10 protein-coding genes are annotated in these 13424 nt (G+C 75.2%); 3 read left to right on the forward strand and 7 right to left on the reverse strand.

Translation table 11 applies throughout. The annotated features are described in order from the left end of the window. Positions 1-175: 175 nt before the first annotated feature. The 3 genes from LCD33_RS26820 to LCD33_RS26830 all read right to left on the reverse strand — a co-directional run bounded on the left by LCD33_RS26820 (position 176) and on the right by LCD33_RS26830 (position 3597). Positions 176-1297 carry a S1 family peptidase gene (locus tag LCD33_RS26820; RefSeq protein ID WP_224978412.1) on the reverse strand — a complete coding sequence of 374 codons (1122 nt, stop codon included), beginning with the start codon at positions 1295-1297 and terminating at the stop codon, positions 176-178. 173 nt (positions 1298-1470) lie between these two features. Further along, complete coding sequence (locus LCD33_RS26825; RefSeq protein ID WP_224968562.1) at positions 1471-2454, reverse strand: hypothetical protein; 984 nt, start codon at positions 2452-2454, stop codon at positions 1471-1473. A gap of 387 nt (positions 2455-2841) precedes the next feature. Then, positions 2842-3597 (reverse strand): GntR family transcriptional regulator, encoded by a 756-nt coding sequence (locus tag LCD33_RS26830; protein WP_224960449.1) that lies wholly within the window; start codon positions 3595-3597, stop codon positions 2842-2844. A gap of 316 nt (positions 3598-3913) precedes the next feature. Between LCD33_RS26830 and LCD33_RS26835 the strand changes: the two genes are divergently transcribed. After that, positions 3914-4945, forward strand: a complete 1032-nt coding sequence (locus tag LCD33_RS26835) for an SIS domain-containing protein (protein ID WP_224960447.1) — start codon at positions 3914-3916, stop codon at positions 4943-4945. A gap of 261 nt (positions 4946-5206) precedes the next feature. Here the strand turns inward: LCD33_RS26835 and LCD33_RS26840 are convergent, their stop codons facing one another. Then, positions 5207-6046 (reverse strand): amidohydrolase, encoded by an 840-nt coding sequence (locus LCD33_RS26840; RefSeq protein WP_224968560.1) that lies wholly within the window; start codon positions 6044-6046, stop codon positions 5207-5209. 116 nt (positions 6047-6162) lie between these two features. Between LCD33_RS26840 and LCD33_RS26845 the strand changes: the two genes are divergently transcribed. Beyond that, a complete protein-coding gene (locus LCD33_RS26845) occupies positions 6163-7110 on the forward strand; it encodes an N-acetylglucosamine kinase (protein WP_224978413.1) in 948 nt (315 codons plus the stop codon). 126 nt (positions 7111-7236) lie between these two features. On the opposite strand, the gene LCD33_RS26850 is transcribed toward LCD33_RS26845, so the two are convergent. From LCD33_RS26850 to LCD33_RS26860, 3 genes are all read right to left on the reverse strand, one after another. Continuing rightward, the gene (locus LCD33_RS26850) at positions 7237-7947 is read right to left on the reverse strand and encodes a DUF3159 domain-containing protein (RefSeq protein WP_308011332.1); all 711 of its coding nucleotides are present in this window, start codon (positions 7945-7947) and stop codon (positions 7237-7239) included. 249 nt (positions 7948-8196) lie between these two features. After that, positions 8197-8907 (reverse strand): ESX secretion-associated protein EspG, encoded by a 711-nt coding sequence (locus tag LCD33_RS26855; protein ID WP_224968556.1) that lies wholly within the window; start codon positions 8905-8907, stop codon positions 8197-8199. A gap of 64 nt (positions 8908-8971) precedes the next feature. Then, a complete protein-coding gene (locus tag LCD33_RS26860) occupies positions 8972-11935 on the reverse strand; it encodes a hypothetical protein (RefSeq protein ID WP_224978414.1) in 2964 nt (987 codons plus the stop codon). A gap of 548 nt (positions 11936-12483) precedes the next feature. Here LCD33_RS26860 and LCD33_RS26865 point away from each other — a divergent pair. Continuing rightward, positions 12484-13347 carry an SGNH/GDSL hydrolase family protein gene (locus tag LCD33_RS26865; protein ID WP_224960441.1) on the forward strand — a complete coding sequence of 288 codons (864 nt, stop codon included), beginning with the start codon at positions 12484-12486 and terminating at the stop codon, positions 13345-13347. Positions 13348-13424: the final 77 nt, after the last annotated feature.

Raw genomic sequence — 13424 nt, forward strand, 5'->3', positions numbered from 1 at the left:
CTTTTTCGCATGTGGCGGAGCCACCTGCGAAAAAGATCCCGCAGCGAGGGGGCCGCTGAGGTTCCGCCACCCCACCCCCACGCAGCAGAAGCAGCGAAAAAGCAAGACGGGCTGCGTCTCGTGGGGCTGAGACGCAGCCCGTCCGGCTGCCATCACCCGGTGACCGGGCTCCCGATCACTCCGTGATCAGGGTCAGGCCGTAGGCGTCCAGGATCTCGTTGACCGGCTGGAAGTAGGTCGTACCACCGCTGGTGCAGTCGCCCGAACCACCGGAGGTCACGCCCTGCGCCTGGTCACCGGCCAGCCACGAGCCGCCGGAGTCGCCGGGCTCGGCGCACGCGTCGGTGCGGGTCAGCCCGGTGACGGTGCCCTCGGCGTAGTTCACCGTCTGGTTCTTGGCCTGGACGGTGCCGCAGTGCCAGCCGCTGGTGGAGCCGGACCGGCAGATCGAGGCGCCCTCGGCGGCCTCGGTCGAACCGGCGACGCCGACGGTGCCGCCCGCGTAGTCGTTCACCAGGCCGCGCGGGGTCTCACCGGAAGCGACCTCCACGTAGGAGTAGTCGTCCCCGGGGAACGAGGAGCCCGCGAAGGTGCCGGACGGCGTGCTGGTGGTGTCGCCCTCGCTGCCGCAGTGCCCGGCGCTGACGAAGCCGCCCTCCACCGAGAAGCCGACGGAGCAGCGGGCGCTGCCGCCGATCGTGTAGGCGTTGCCGCCGATCACGTCGGCGAGGATGCGCGGGGACTCCGCGGATTCGACGACGCGCACGGCCTGCGCGTCGACCCCGGTGGCGTGCACGAACTCGTTCGCGGCGGCACCCGCGCCCTCGGCGGCGGTGACCACGACCGAGTTGGCGGCCGAGTCCAGGTACCAGCCGGTGACGCCCTGCGGCGCCTGGCGGGTGTTGAGCCCGTCGACGACGCCGGCCAGCTGCGCGGTGCTGTGCTCGACCAGCTTCGGCTCGGCGCCCGCGGCGCGGATCTCGTCGACCAGGTTCGCGTCGGTGGTGCCGACGACGAGCTTGCCCAGCTCGGCGTCGTAGCGCGAACCGCCGAACGCGTCGGCGAGCACGCCGCGCAGCGTCCGGTCCGCGGTGTTGGCGATGGCCTCGCTGTGCAGCCGGGCCTGCGCCTGGTCGGCGGTGAGGCCGAAGTCGCGCTGCATGGCTTCGAGCTGGGTGGCTGCCTTCTCCAGCGGCGCGGGGGCGACGGTCGCCGAAGCGGGCATGGTGAAGGCGGCGACGGTTCCGGCCGCCAGCACGATCGTCCCGGCCATTCTGGCCGCGAGCTTGCGCGTCATAGGTGGGTCTCCTACTCCTTGAGGTGGGGCTCAAAGATCCCTACGAGGAGCCAGTATTGGTGGGGGCCACCGCCCGGCACATCCACCTTTCGACGCATCGACGCGCAAAAATTCCCGGTTATCCGGCATTCCGGCCGGATAACCGGGAATCGTCACCATTCGCTGCTCTCCGATCACGGAGAGTCGGGCTGCTCCTGCATTGCGGATTCGCCGCCCGCGGAACCCCGCTCGCCGGTGGGGCCGGACTCGGGCCCCTGCTCGCCGGTGGGCTGCGGGGCTTCGGAGGCGCCGGTCTCGCGGGTCGGTTCGGTGGCCTCGCTCCGCCCGGTCTCGGTGGTCTCGGTCGGTTCGCCGGAGGTCGGCTCGCCGGAGGTCCGCTCCGCGGATTCGGAGCTGCTCTCCTGCTGCTGCGAGGAGGTCGGTTCCGCGGATCCGGTCTCCTGCGGCGCGGGGTCGCCGGTGTCCCGGTTCGCCGCGGGCGTGAAGACCTTGCTGATCGTGGTGCCGCCGTCGCCGCCGGAGAGCGGCTTGCCGAGCACCCCTTCGAACCCGGTGATCAGGAGCATGCCGAGGCCGAAGATGAGGGCGCTGGTCGCGGCGACGACGCCCCAGCGGAGGCGGCGGCCGCGCGGCGCGGTGCTCGCCGCACCGGTGTCGTCCGAAGTCGCCGAGCCGTCCGAAGCCGCCGTGCCGCCCGAGGTCGCCGTGCCGTCCGCAGCGGCCGTGCCGTCCGAGGTGACCGCCCAGTTCAGCATCCGGGTCCGCGCTTCCGCGGGGTCGAGCCTGCGGGTCGCGTCGGGGTCGCGGTCGACCTGCTCACCGCCGGGCCAGTGCATCCCGGGCGCCTGGATCCTGCGGGTGGCCTCGTCCGCGGGCGGGGCCGGGCGGGACGCCGGGGCGCTGGCGGTGGCGTGCTGCCGGATCGCGGTGGTCTTCTTGATCCCGGCGCGGGCGACGACGACGTTCGCCTTGTCCTTGGTGACCTCCAGCTTCTGCTTGGTGGTCTCCAGGGAACGCTGGTACAGGGCACCGCCGACGGTGATGACGACGCTGGTCAGACCGGCTCCGAACACGGTTCCCGCGACTCCGAGGTACGAGCCGAGGAACGCCGCGGTCACCGAGGCGAGCGCGCCTCCGGTGACCTGCGTGGCGGACAATTCGATCTTCTTGGATTTCTTTTCCGCGGGCTCATCGTCGTCGGTTCCGGTCGCCCCCCGTTCGACATTCTCCTTCGCCACTGTGGCTCCTACTTGATCTGGTGCGCGCTCTCTCGAACCTGTCAACGGATGATCTCGCCACAATTCTCCCGATTGTTGCGCTTTCGTGATGACTACCACTTCGGGTAACGAGGAGAACACCCGCGGATTTCGATCTCGGCGGCGTCCGAACGAAGCGAGGAGGGCGAACCGGCGTTGCGCCGGGCAGCGGAAACCGCGCGCCGCGGAGGCGCGAACCGGTGGCCCCGAAAAGGGGCGCTGCGGTCTCCGGCGGCACCGTCGGCGCGGGAGACAGCGCGGGACCCGGCTCGGTGCCGGGCCGGTCGATCACTGCGGCGGGTTGAGCCGGGCGACGAACTTGTACCGGTCACCGCGGTAGATGGAGCGGACCCATTCGACGGGTTCGCCAGCGGAGTCGAAGGAGTGGCGGGACAGCAGCAGCATCGGCAGGCCCACGTCGGCGCCGAGCGTCTCGGCCTCCTCCGGGCTGGCCAGCGCGGTCTCGATGGTCTCGTCGGCGTGCCCGAGCTCCACGCCGAAGTGCTCGCGCAGCACCCGGTACAGCGAGCCGCCCGATTCGAGCCGACCGGTGAGGCCGCGGAACCGGGACAGCGGCAGGTGGGTGGTCTCGATGGCCATCGGTTCCCCGTCGGCCAGCCGCAGCCGCCGCAACCGCAGCGCGGCCGAGCCGGGCCGGGTCCCGAGCAGGGTGGCGAGCTCCTGGTCGGCGGGCTCCTCGACGACCTCCAGTAGCCGGGACGCGGGCTGGCGGCCCTGGGCGCGCATGTCCTCGGTGTAGCTGGAGAGCTGGAGCCGCTGCGCGACCTTCGGCTTGGCGGCAAAGGTGCCCTTGCCCTGCACCCGCAGCAGCCTGCCTTCGACGGTGAGTTCGGCGAGCGCCTGGCGCACGGTGGTGCGGGAGACGTCGAACTCGGCGGCCAGCGCGCGCTCGGTGGGGATCGGCGAGCCGGGGGGTAGCGAGCGCAGCATGTCCAGCAGGTGCTGCTTGAGCCCCCAGTACTTGGGTTCGCGCTGCGCGCGCACCGGGGTGTCCGCCCCGCCGGACACCGACGTTTCCAGCATTCGTCCTCCTACGCCGAACCTGCCGCGATGGCCGCCGCTCGATCACCCGATGTCCGGCCGCGGCCCCGGGCCGCCACCTCCCCGCACGAGGGGTGGCCGCACGCGGTGGCGGTGAGCTCGCCCACCCGCGCACCGCACCTGGCCCGTCCAGCATGCCTGAACGACGACACGCCCATCACGTTCTCCACAGTTTTCCCACATTGATGATCTTGGTCCGCACGCCGGGTGGCCGGAGCGGTGTCGCACGGGTCACGCTCGGGGGCACGGCACGTTCGATAACATTGGTCTAGACCTAATGGCCCAGCGAGAGGCACCCATGAGCGAGGCGAACCCCGGCGAGAACATGCGCGCCGAGATCGACGAGCAGCCGCGGATCTTCGCCGAGCTGCTCGAAGCCACCGACATCGCCGCCGTCGCGAGCACCATCGCGCAGCGCAAGCCGCGCTTCGCGCTGCTGGCGGCCCGCGGCTCCAGCGACCACGCGGCGCTGTACGCGAAGTACCTCATCGAAGTCCTGCTGCAACTGCCCGCCGGGCTCGCCTCGCCCTCCACCACCACCCTCTACGGCGCGCAGCCCGACCTCAGCGACGTGCTGCTGCTGACGGTCAGCCAGAGCGGCGGCTCGCCCGACCTCATCGAGGTCACCGAATCCGCCCGCCGCCGCGGCGCGACCACCGTCGCGATCACCAACACGCCGGACTCGGCGCTGAACGCGGCCGCCGAGCTCTCGGTGCACGTCCGCGCCGGGCAGGAGCTGGCGGTGGCCGCCACCAAGACCTACAGCGCCACGCTGCTCGCGCTGTACCTGCTGGTCGACGCGATCCGCGGCGGCACCGGGCAGGCCGCCGCCGGGCTGCCCGACCTGGCGCGGCGGGCGCTGGCCGAGAGCACCGCGGCGGTCGGCGAGGCGGTGCAGCGGCTGCGCTCCACCGAGCGGCTGGTCACCACCGCCCGCGGCTACTCGCTGGCCACCGCGCTGGAGGCGGCGCTCAAGCTCGCCGAGACGAGCTACCTGCCGGCCCGCGCCTACAGCGGTGCCGACCTGCTGCACGGGCCCGTCGCCGCCATCGACCCCGCCACCGCGGTGCTCGCGGTCAGCGGCGGAGGACGGGGCGGCGCCGCGATGCGCGAGGTGCTCGACGTGGTCCGCGAACGCGGCGCCGACGTGCGCACCCTCGGCTCCGGGCCCGCCGCGGAGCACCACATCCCGGTGCCCGGGTGCGCCGAGGAGCTGGCGCCGGTGCTGGAGATCCTGCCGGTGCAGCAGCTCGCCCTCGAACTGGCGCTGGCCCGCGGCGGCGACCCGGACCGGCCGCGCGGGCTGTCCAAGGTGACCCGCACCCGTTGATCGTCTGTTCGGGCGAACCCGCCGACGCCCGCTCCGCGCGGTGCCGAGACCAGCACGTTCGGTGCCGCGCGGGGAAACGCCTGCGTCGGCGGGGTCCGGCCGGAACATTAGAAGCCCGCCTCACCGAGGGGGCGGGGTGAGGCGGGCAGCGTCAGATTACGCCGAACGGGTCAGAAATGACCACCGTTCCGAGCCGGGAAAAACGCGGTTGCCCGGGATGCGTCGAAGATCCCCTTCCGAGACCACCGCCGCGCACGGAGGTCAGAGCTCGTAGACCTCGCGGGCCGTGCCGTCGAAGATCGCGGCCCGCTCGTGCTTCGACAGGCCGTCCAGCAACCGCGACGTCAGCTCCAGCACCTCGCGGTACGACGCCGACAGCAGGCACACCGGCCAGTCCGACCCGAACATCAACCGGCCCGGGCCGAACGCCTCCAGCACCACGTCGACCCAGGGCCGCAGCCGGTCCACGTCGGGTTCGCGGCCCCACCCGGCGGCGGTCGCCAGGCCGGACAGCTTGCACACCACGTTCGGATGCTCGGCGAGCTTGCGCACCGGTGCCGCCCAGCCTTCCGGGTCCCCGCCCACCGGCGGCCTGCCGCAGTGGTCCAGCACGAAGGTCAGCTGCGGGAACTCGCCCGCCGCCTTGAGCACCGCGGGCAGCTGCTCCGGCCGCGCCACCACCTCGAACAGCAGCCCCGCGTCCTCCACGGCGGCGAGCGCGCGCAGCACGTCCGGCCGGACCATCCAGTCCACGTCCGGCTCGGCCTCCACCCGGTGCCGCAGACCGCGCAGCCACCGGCCCGCCGGGTGCGACAGCAGCGGCCCCAGCTGCTCCCGCGCGGTGCGCGCGGTCAGGTCCACCCAGCCGACGACGGCGCCGATGCACTGCGCCGAATCGGCCAGCACCAGCATCTCGGGCGTCTCCTCCGGATCGGCCGCGGTCTGCACCAGCACGGTGGTGTCCACCGAGGTGCCGCGGACGGCCTGCGCCAGGTCCGCCGGCCGGAAATCGCGGCGCAGCGGTTCCATCTCGGGTCCGGTGATCCACGGCTGGTCCCGGACGTCGATGTCCCACAGGTGGTGGTGCGCGTCGACGGTCATCGCTCGCTCGTCCTTCCCCGGCTCCCGGCGATCAGCCCCACAGTGTGCTCGCCGCCCCGCGGGGACCTCGGGGCGGGCGGGCTTCCCGCTCCCGCCCGCTGCGGTACAACGGACGGATGCGGGAGTTGGTGCTCGGCCTCGACATCGGCGGCACGTCCAGCCGCGGCCAGGTCGGCGACCTGGGCGGCCGGGTGCTCGGCAGCGGGTCCGCCGGTGGCGGCAACCCGAACTCGCACCCCCCGGAGCAGGCCGTCGCGCAGGTCGGGGCAGCCGCCCGCGCCGCGCTCGACGGGCTCGACGGCGCGGCCGTGCGGTCGGCGGTGCTCGGCATGGCCGGGGTGAGCGCGATGACCGACCCGCGGGTGGCCGGGCTGTTCGAGGACGGCTGGAAGTCCCTCGGGCTGGACTGCCCGGTGCGGGTCGTCAGCGACTGCGAGGTGGCGTTCGCCGCCGGGACCGGCGCCGCCGACGGCACCGTGCTCATCGCGGGCACCGGGGCCATCGCGGCCCGCATCGAGGACCGCCGCGAAGTGGCCGTCGCGGGCGGGCACGGCTGGCTGCTCGGCGACGAGGGCTCGGCGTTCTGGCTCGGCCGGGAAGCGGTGCGGCACGCGCTGCGCACCACCGACCGGGGCGAAGTGCCGGGCACCGGGCTCGCCCGGGCCGTGCTGGAGCAGGTGCTCGGCGACACCGCGGGCGATCCGCCTGCACTGCGCAAGCGGCTGATCACCGCGGTGAACGGGGCCGCGCCGATCCGGCTCGCCGAACTGGCACCGCTGGTCACCGCCGACTGCGCGGCGGGCGGCGCCGGGTCCGGGATCGTGGCGCGAGCCGCGGCCGAACTCGCCGACACGGCCGTGCGAGCGCGGCGGGACACCGGGCCGGTCGTGCTCGCCGGCGGCCTCACCGCGGACGGCAACCCGGTCGGCACCGCGCTGCGCGCCGAACTCGCCGCTCGGCTGCCCGGGGTGCCGCTGCCCGCGGCGGGGCCGGGCGCCGCCGGAGCCGCCTGGCTGGCCGCCCTGGACCTGACCGGCGAGCCACCCCGCTACCCGGAGATCTGAGCAGCGGGTTCGGTCCTGCGGACGCCGCTGGACGGCCGTGCGTGCGGTCGCGCGGCGGGTCGTGGCGGTGGCGGGGCCGCTCCGCCACGGGTTCTCAGCGGACCCGGGGCGGCGGGCGGCGAAACCTCACCCCTGGGCGACCCGCGGGTGCCGGAGCCCGGGGTGATCGGAGGGCAGGGCCTTCCGCAGCACCCACCAGCTGCCCGCGATGCACAGCGCCACCAGCGGCCAGGTCAGGACGGCCTGCGCCGCGCTGAGCGCCAGCACCGCATCGGCCAGCCACAGCGGGATGAACACCAGCAGCCGCACCGCGTACTGCCCGACCCACACCCAGCTGGCCAGACCGTAGCCGCGCAGCAGCGCCGGATCCCGCCGCCACCGCTTCCCCTGCCCCAGCACCGCGCCGACGATGACGCCCAGCAGCGGCCAGCGGGCGGCGATGCTCACCATCCACATCAGCGCGCTGACCGCGTTGGTGACCAGCCGCGCCAGGAAGAAGTCCGCGGCGTTGCCGGTGTAGAGCGCGATCACCGCGCCGAGCAGCACCGCGAGCAGGCTGACCAGCACCGCCAGCGGCCGGTCGCCCCCGCGCAGCCGCCACACCCCGAGCACGGCGCCGACGCCGACGGCCGCCGCGCCACCGGCGAGGATCGATTCGCCGCCGAGCCACCAGCCGAGGCCGAACGCCACCGGCGGCAGGCTCGCGTCCAACGCGCTGGTGCGGCCGCCGAGCAGCCCCATCAGCGAATCCTGCTCGGACCGTTCACCGGTCCCCGAGATCTCCGGCCCGCCGTCTTCCGGGCCGGTCCGCGCCTGCCCCGTCTGCCGATCCTGCATCACGCTCTCCAGCCTGCCGCACCGGAGGCCGCCGACGCACCCACCGGCCTTCCGGCGGATGCGAATCACAGGCGGGGACGTGCGGCTCGAATGCCTGTCTTCCAGCTCGTTCGCGGTGGTGGGGGCCGCGCGGTCGGGTCGGCGTCCGCGGAGGTTCCGGGCGTGCCGGTCGGCAGTCAGCTCGCACTCGATCATGTCACAACAACGGCCACCGGTTTCGGGACGAACCGGACCGTTTCGCGCCGGGCGTCAGGCGCGGGCCAGGCGGGAGAGCTGCTCGGACAGGCGCTCGGCGACGGCCGCCCGGTCGGCGGGCGCGCAGGTCAGCACGTCGCGACCGTCCGGCGTGGTCTCGCCGAGCAGCGTGAACCGGCCCAGGTCGTTGTCGAACCAGGCCAGCCCGGCCGGGTCGCCGCCGCGGCGTTCACCACCCGAGACCTGGAAGTGCCCGATCCGGTAGCGGTGCCGCGAGGTGATCTCCTCCAGCGCCCGGGAGTGCGCGGTCCGCTCCGCCCGCACCGGCTCGCCCGGCGGCGTCGGCGCCTGCGGCAGCAGGTCGGCGCACACCTCGGGCAGGTCGTGCGGGTCGAGGAAGTCCAGCCGCAGCCCGCGCCCGTCGAGCACGCCCACCACCCCGACCTCACCGGTGGCGACCACGCGGGCCGCCAGCCGCTGCCCCGTGCGCACGTCGAGCAACCCGGCCGCGGCGATGGACACCTCGGACCCGCACAGCAGGTACAGCGCGTCCTCCACCTCCGGTTCGGGCCTGCCGTCGGCGGCGAGCCCGGCGGCTTCCAGCTCGCCCCACACCTGCCGCACCAGCCGGGCCCGTTCGTCGGCGGACTCCTCCGGCCGGGACAGTTCGAACGGGTACTGCCGGACGTCCAGGTTGAGCTGCTCGCCGAGGACGTCCACGGCGGGCAGCGAGAGGGCGATCGTGTCGACCATCGGCTGTCGCATCTCACCTTCGGTGCGGCGGGCTCGGTGCGGAGCCCGCCGGTCAGGGATCGGAGCTCGGTGCTCCTCAGAAGTCGCGGTACCCCGGCGGCGCTTCGCCGAGCACCGGCGGCGCCACCAAGCGGCCGCCGCCGTACTCGTCGTCGTAGACGTCGTCGGCTTCGAGCAGGAACTGCGGGCCGCGGTTGCCCTCGTCCAGCTCGCCCGGGCGGTAGCCGCCAGTGCTGAACTCCCGCTCGCGCGACTCGTGCTGGACCTCGTCGACCGCCGCCCAGGAGCTGCGGCGGGCGGGCCGCTGGCTGGAGGTGCGCGCCCGCGAGCTCATCGGGCCGAAGCCGCCGTCGGGGCGGGATTCGAACCGGTCGGGCTGCGGCGCCGGACGCGGTGGTTCGGGGCGCGGGCTCTCCTGCTGCTCGACGGGTCGCGGTGGCTCGGGTCGCTGCTGCTCGGCCGGGCGCGAGGGCTCGGGGCGCGGCTCCGGTTGCCGGGGTGGCATCGGAGGTCGCGCCGCAGCACCGGGCGGCGGCCCCTGGGGCGAGGGCGCCTGCGGCGGCGGGTCCCCGTGCGGCGGCATGCCCGGCCGGGGCCCTGCCTCCGGCACCGGTGGCACACCCTCCGGCGCCGGTGGCGGGCCCGCTGGGACCGGAGGTGCGCCCGCCGGGCCGGACGGCGAGCCCGCCTGCGCTGGAGGCGGCCCCGCAGGTGCTGGAGGCAACCCTGCAGGTGCTGGAGGCAGCGGAGTGCCGTGCGGCGGCGAAGCCTGCTCCGGTCCGGGTGGCGGCTGGGGCCCTGGCGGTCCCTGCTCCGGGCGCGGCGAGTTCTGCTCCGGACGCGGCTGGCCCTGCTCCGGACCCGGCGGGACCGGAGCACCCGGCGCAGGTGCGGCCTGCTCGGGTGCCGGCGGCAGCGGGGCGCCGGCCTCGGGCGGCGGCCCCTGCTCCGGACGCGGCTGCCGCACCGGGCCGGTCCCGTGCGGCGGGGCGAGCTGCTGCGGCTGCGGAATCCCGTGCGGCGCGGAATGCGGATCGGCACCGCCCGGCGGGGACGCGAGGTCCCCGGCGGGTCCACCCGTCCACGAGCGTCCCGCGGGCGGTTCCGGCGCTGTGCCGGGCCGACCGGCGGGCGGCGGCCCGGGGCGCTGCGGCTGCTCGAACTCGGCGGGCGGGCCGATCAGGCCGCCCGGCGCGGCGGGAGCCTCGGGCAGCTCGAACAGGTCCGGCGGCGCGGGCTGGTCGGGAGCGGCCTGCTGGAACCCGCCCGGCTGCGGACGGCCGCGATCGGCCGGACCGGGCGGGGGCGGCCCCGGCGGCGGGACCGGCCTGCCCGATCCGGGCGGTGGCGCGGGCGGACCCTGCCTGCCCGGAGCCGGTTGCGGCGGCCCGAAGCGGGGTTGGCCGGATTGCGGCTGAGCGGGCTGTGGCTGGCCAGGCTGCGGCTGGCCAGGCTGGAGCTGCCCGGACCGAGTCGGCCCGGGACGGCCCGGCTGCGGTTGGCCGGGGTGCGGCCGGCCGGGGTGCGGCGGCGCCTGCCGCGGCAGCGGCCCGGACGCGTGCCTGCGCTGGGCCTGCTCGGGCGGCACCGGCGAACCGGCGGGCGGCGGGCCCGGAACCGTGCCTCCCGGAGGCGGCCCGGGCTGCGCGGGAGCGGACGCGTCGAGCAGGTGCGGCGGAACCGGCTCCCCACCGGTCCGGGGCGGCTCGGGCAGCGGGAGCTGCCCGGAGGTCGGCCCTTCCGGGCGCACCGCGGCGGCCTGTTCCGGTCCGCGACCGGCCGGCGGCGGCCCGGACGGACGCGCCCCGGGCTGCTCCGACGGCGCGGGCGGGAGCTGCTCGGACTGCTCGGACCGGTCGGCGTCGGACCGGTCGGCGTCCAACCCGTCGGCGTCGAGCGGCGCCTCGTCGGGCCGCTGCTCGGACGGCCCGTCCTGCTCCGGCGCCTCGGGCTGCGGGAGCGAGCCGCTCAGCGGCCCGGAGAACCCGGCGGGCCGCCCCTGCGCGCGCGGCTCGTCGGCGGCCGGCTGCTCGGCGAGTCCACCCAGCTCACCGGAGAGCGCCGAGGTGCCCGCGGCGGGGTCGGGTCGTTCCGGCTGGCCGGGCCGCGGTCGCGGCGCGGGGCCGCGGCGCGCGTGCGCGAACCGGTCGCCGAGCTGCCCGATCCGGTCCCAGAGCACGAAGGGGTCGGGTTCGGCGGCCAACGCCGCGAACTCGGAGCGCAGGTCGAACCGGCCTGGCCGGGCGGCCGGGCGGCGCGCGCCCTCCGGGCGTGGTTCCGGGTTGAGCTCCCCCCGCGCCAGCGGTTCACCGGGGATGCCCGGCGGCGGCTCCGGGAGCCTGCCGGACAGCGGCGGCGGACCCGGTCGTTCGGCGGGGCCGTCCGGCCGCGGCAGCCGACCGGAGTCGTGCCTGCCACCGGACCGCGGACCGCTCGGTTCGGCTGCGCCGCCGGGCAGCGGCAGCTCGCCCGAGGCCTGCAGATCGCCCGCGCGGTGCAGGTCCGGTGCGGGTCTGCGGTCCGCACCGCCGTGCCGGGAACCGTCACCGCGCGCAGCGACGGCACCGACCGGGTGGTCGCGGCCGGGTGACCCGGCGTCGTCGTGCGGAGTCCGCGCACCGGACTCCCGGAATTCTCCGGACATCAGGTGGTCACCACCGAGAACGGATTCGGAATAGTGGAATTCTCCGGGAACGAGCGATTCGCCGGAAATGACGGTCTCCCCGGCGGAGAAGGATTCGTCCGCCGCGCGCGCGGCGAATTCGGACATCTGCGGTTCGCTGCGGAAAGCGGCGTCCGGGCCGAGTTCGCCGCCGAGCCGGGCACCGCCGGGCGCGCTCGCGGGCCGCGCCGGGGCGGGGCGCCGGGTGGCGACGCCGGGCGCGGGCCTGCCGGGCCTGCGGACGGGTTCGCCGGGTTCGGCATCGCGCGGCGCGGCCGGGTGCCGGACACCGGTTCCCGGGTCGGGCGCCCGGCGCGGCGCGGCGGGCAGCGGTCGGCCCGCTGGTCCCGGCGCCGCCGGGTCGTGCGGTGACGTCACTTCTCCCCCAGCTCTCGGATGCACTTCGGCCGCCGCGGGCCCCTCGCCCGGACGTTCGGCACCGGTGCGGCGCGCGTCGTTCGGACGTTCCCGGTCCGGCCGTCGTTCCCGCTCACGCACCTGCGGTCCGGGTCGCGGCGCCGGTCTCGACCGACCGGTACCTCGCGGTGCGGAGCCCTGCGGCGACGTCGTCCCCCGCCGCGCGCAGGGGCGTCACCTGCGTCGATCGCGACATCACGAGCCCCCTCGTTGCTTCTGCTACCGCCGAGCGACATTAGCAGTCGCGTTCGAGGCGTACGGTGGTTTCCCGGCAAGCCACCTCCATTCCCGCGGGTGCACGCGCGTGGCATCGATCGGTCCCGTTCGGCAAGGTGCGGCGCATCGCACGTCCGGCGGGTTCTTCGACTCGGACGCAGTGCACCGGTGCGGAATAAAATCGGAACATTCGAGTGCCGTTACTCACTTCGGCCGCAACCGACGGTGGCGTAGGTCGCGATCGGAGGACCACTGTGTCCTCTGGCGAATCGAACAGCGCAGGAGGAGGGCCGATGAACGGCCGGGAGCACATGGGCGGCGGAGCACGACGGGCGAGCTGGGCCAGCTTCGCCGCGTTGGGCGACAGCTTCACCGAGGGGATCGCCGACCCGGCTCCGGGCGGTGGCTTCCGCGGATGGGCCGACCGGCTGGCCGAGCACCTGACGACCCGGGAGCCCGAACTGCGGTACGCGAACCTGGCGGTGCGCGGCAAGCTGCTGCGCCAGATCGTCGAGACCCAGGTGCCGCAGGCCCTGGAGCTGCGGCCCGCGCTGGTCTCGCTCGTCGGCGGTGGCAACGACATCATCCGGCCCGGCGGCGACCCGGACCAACTCGCCGCGATCTTCGACGACGCGGTGACGCGGCTGCGCGCGACCGGCGCGGACGTGTTGATCGGCACCGGGTTCGACACCTCGACGACGCCGGTGCTGCGGCGGGTGCGCGGCAAGGTCGGCACGTACAACGCGCACCTGCGGGCGATCGCGGACAAGCACGGCTGCTTCGTGGTCGACCTGTGGTCGATGCGGGTGCTGAAGGACCAGCGCGCGTGGAGCGAGGACCGGCTGCACCTGTCCGCGGAGGGCCACCGCCGGGTGGCGCTGCGGGCCTGCGAGGCGCTGGGCGTGGCGGTCGACCAGGACTGGCGCGCCCCGTGGCCGGAGCTGCCGACCCGCCCGTGGCGGGTGCAGCGGGCCGAGGACATCCAGTGGGCCCGGGAGCACCTGGCGCCGTGGATCGTGCGCCGGCTGCGCGGGCGTTCCAGCGGGGACGGCCGCGGACCGAAGCGGCCGTCGCTGGAGCTCGTGTGCACCGCGGGGGCGCAGAACTCCGCGGCGGCCCGGAACTCCTCGACGGCCGAGGAGAGCGGGAAGTGCTGATCAGGAAGCCGGGGTGATCGGGGGCGGGAAGACGAAGTGCGGACCTCCGAGCATCCCCCTCCCAAAGGTCCGCACCC

The sequence above is a fragment of the Saccharopolyspora sp. 7B genome (assembly GCF_020177435.1).
GTDB classification, from domain to species: domain Bacteria; phylum Actinomycetota; class Actinomycetes; order Mycobacteriales; family Pseudonocardiaceae; genus Saccharopolyspora_C; species Saccharopolyspora_C gregorii.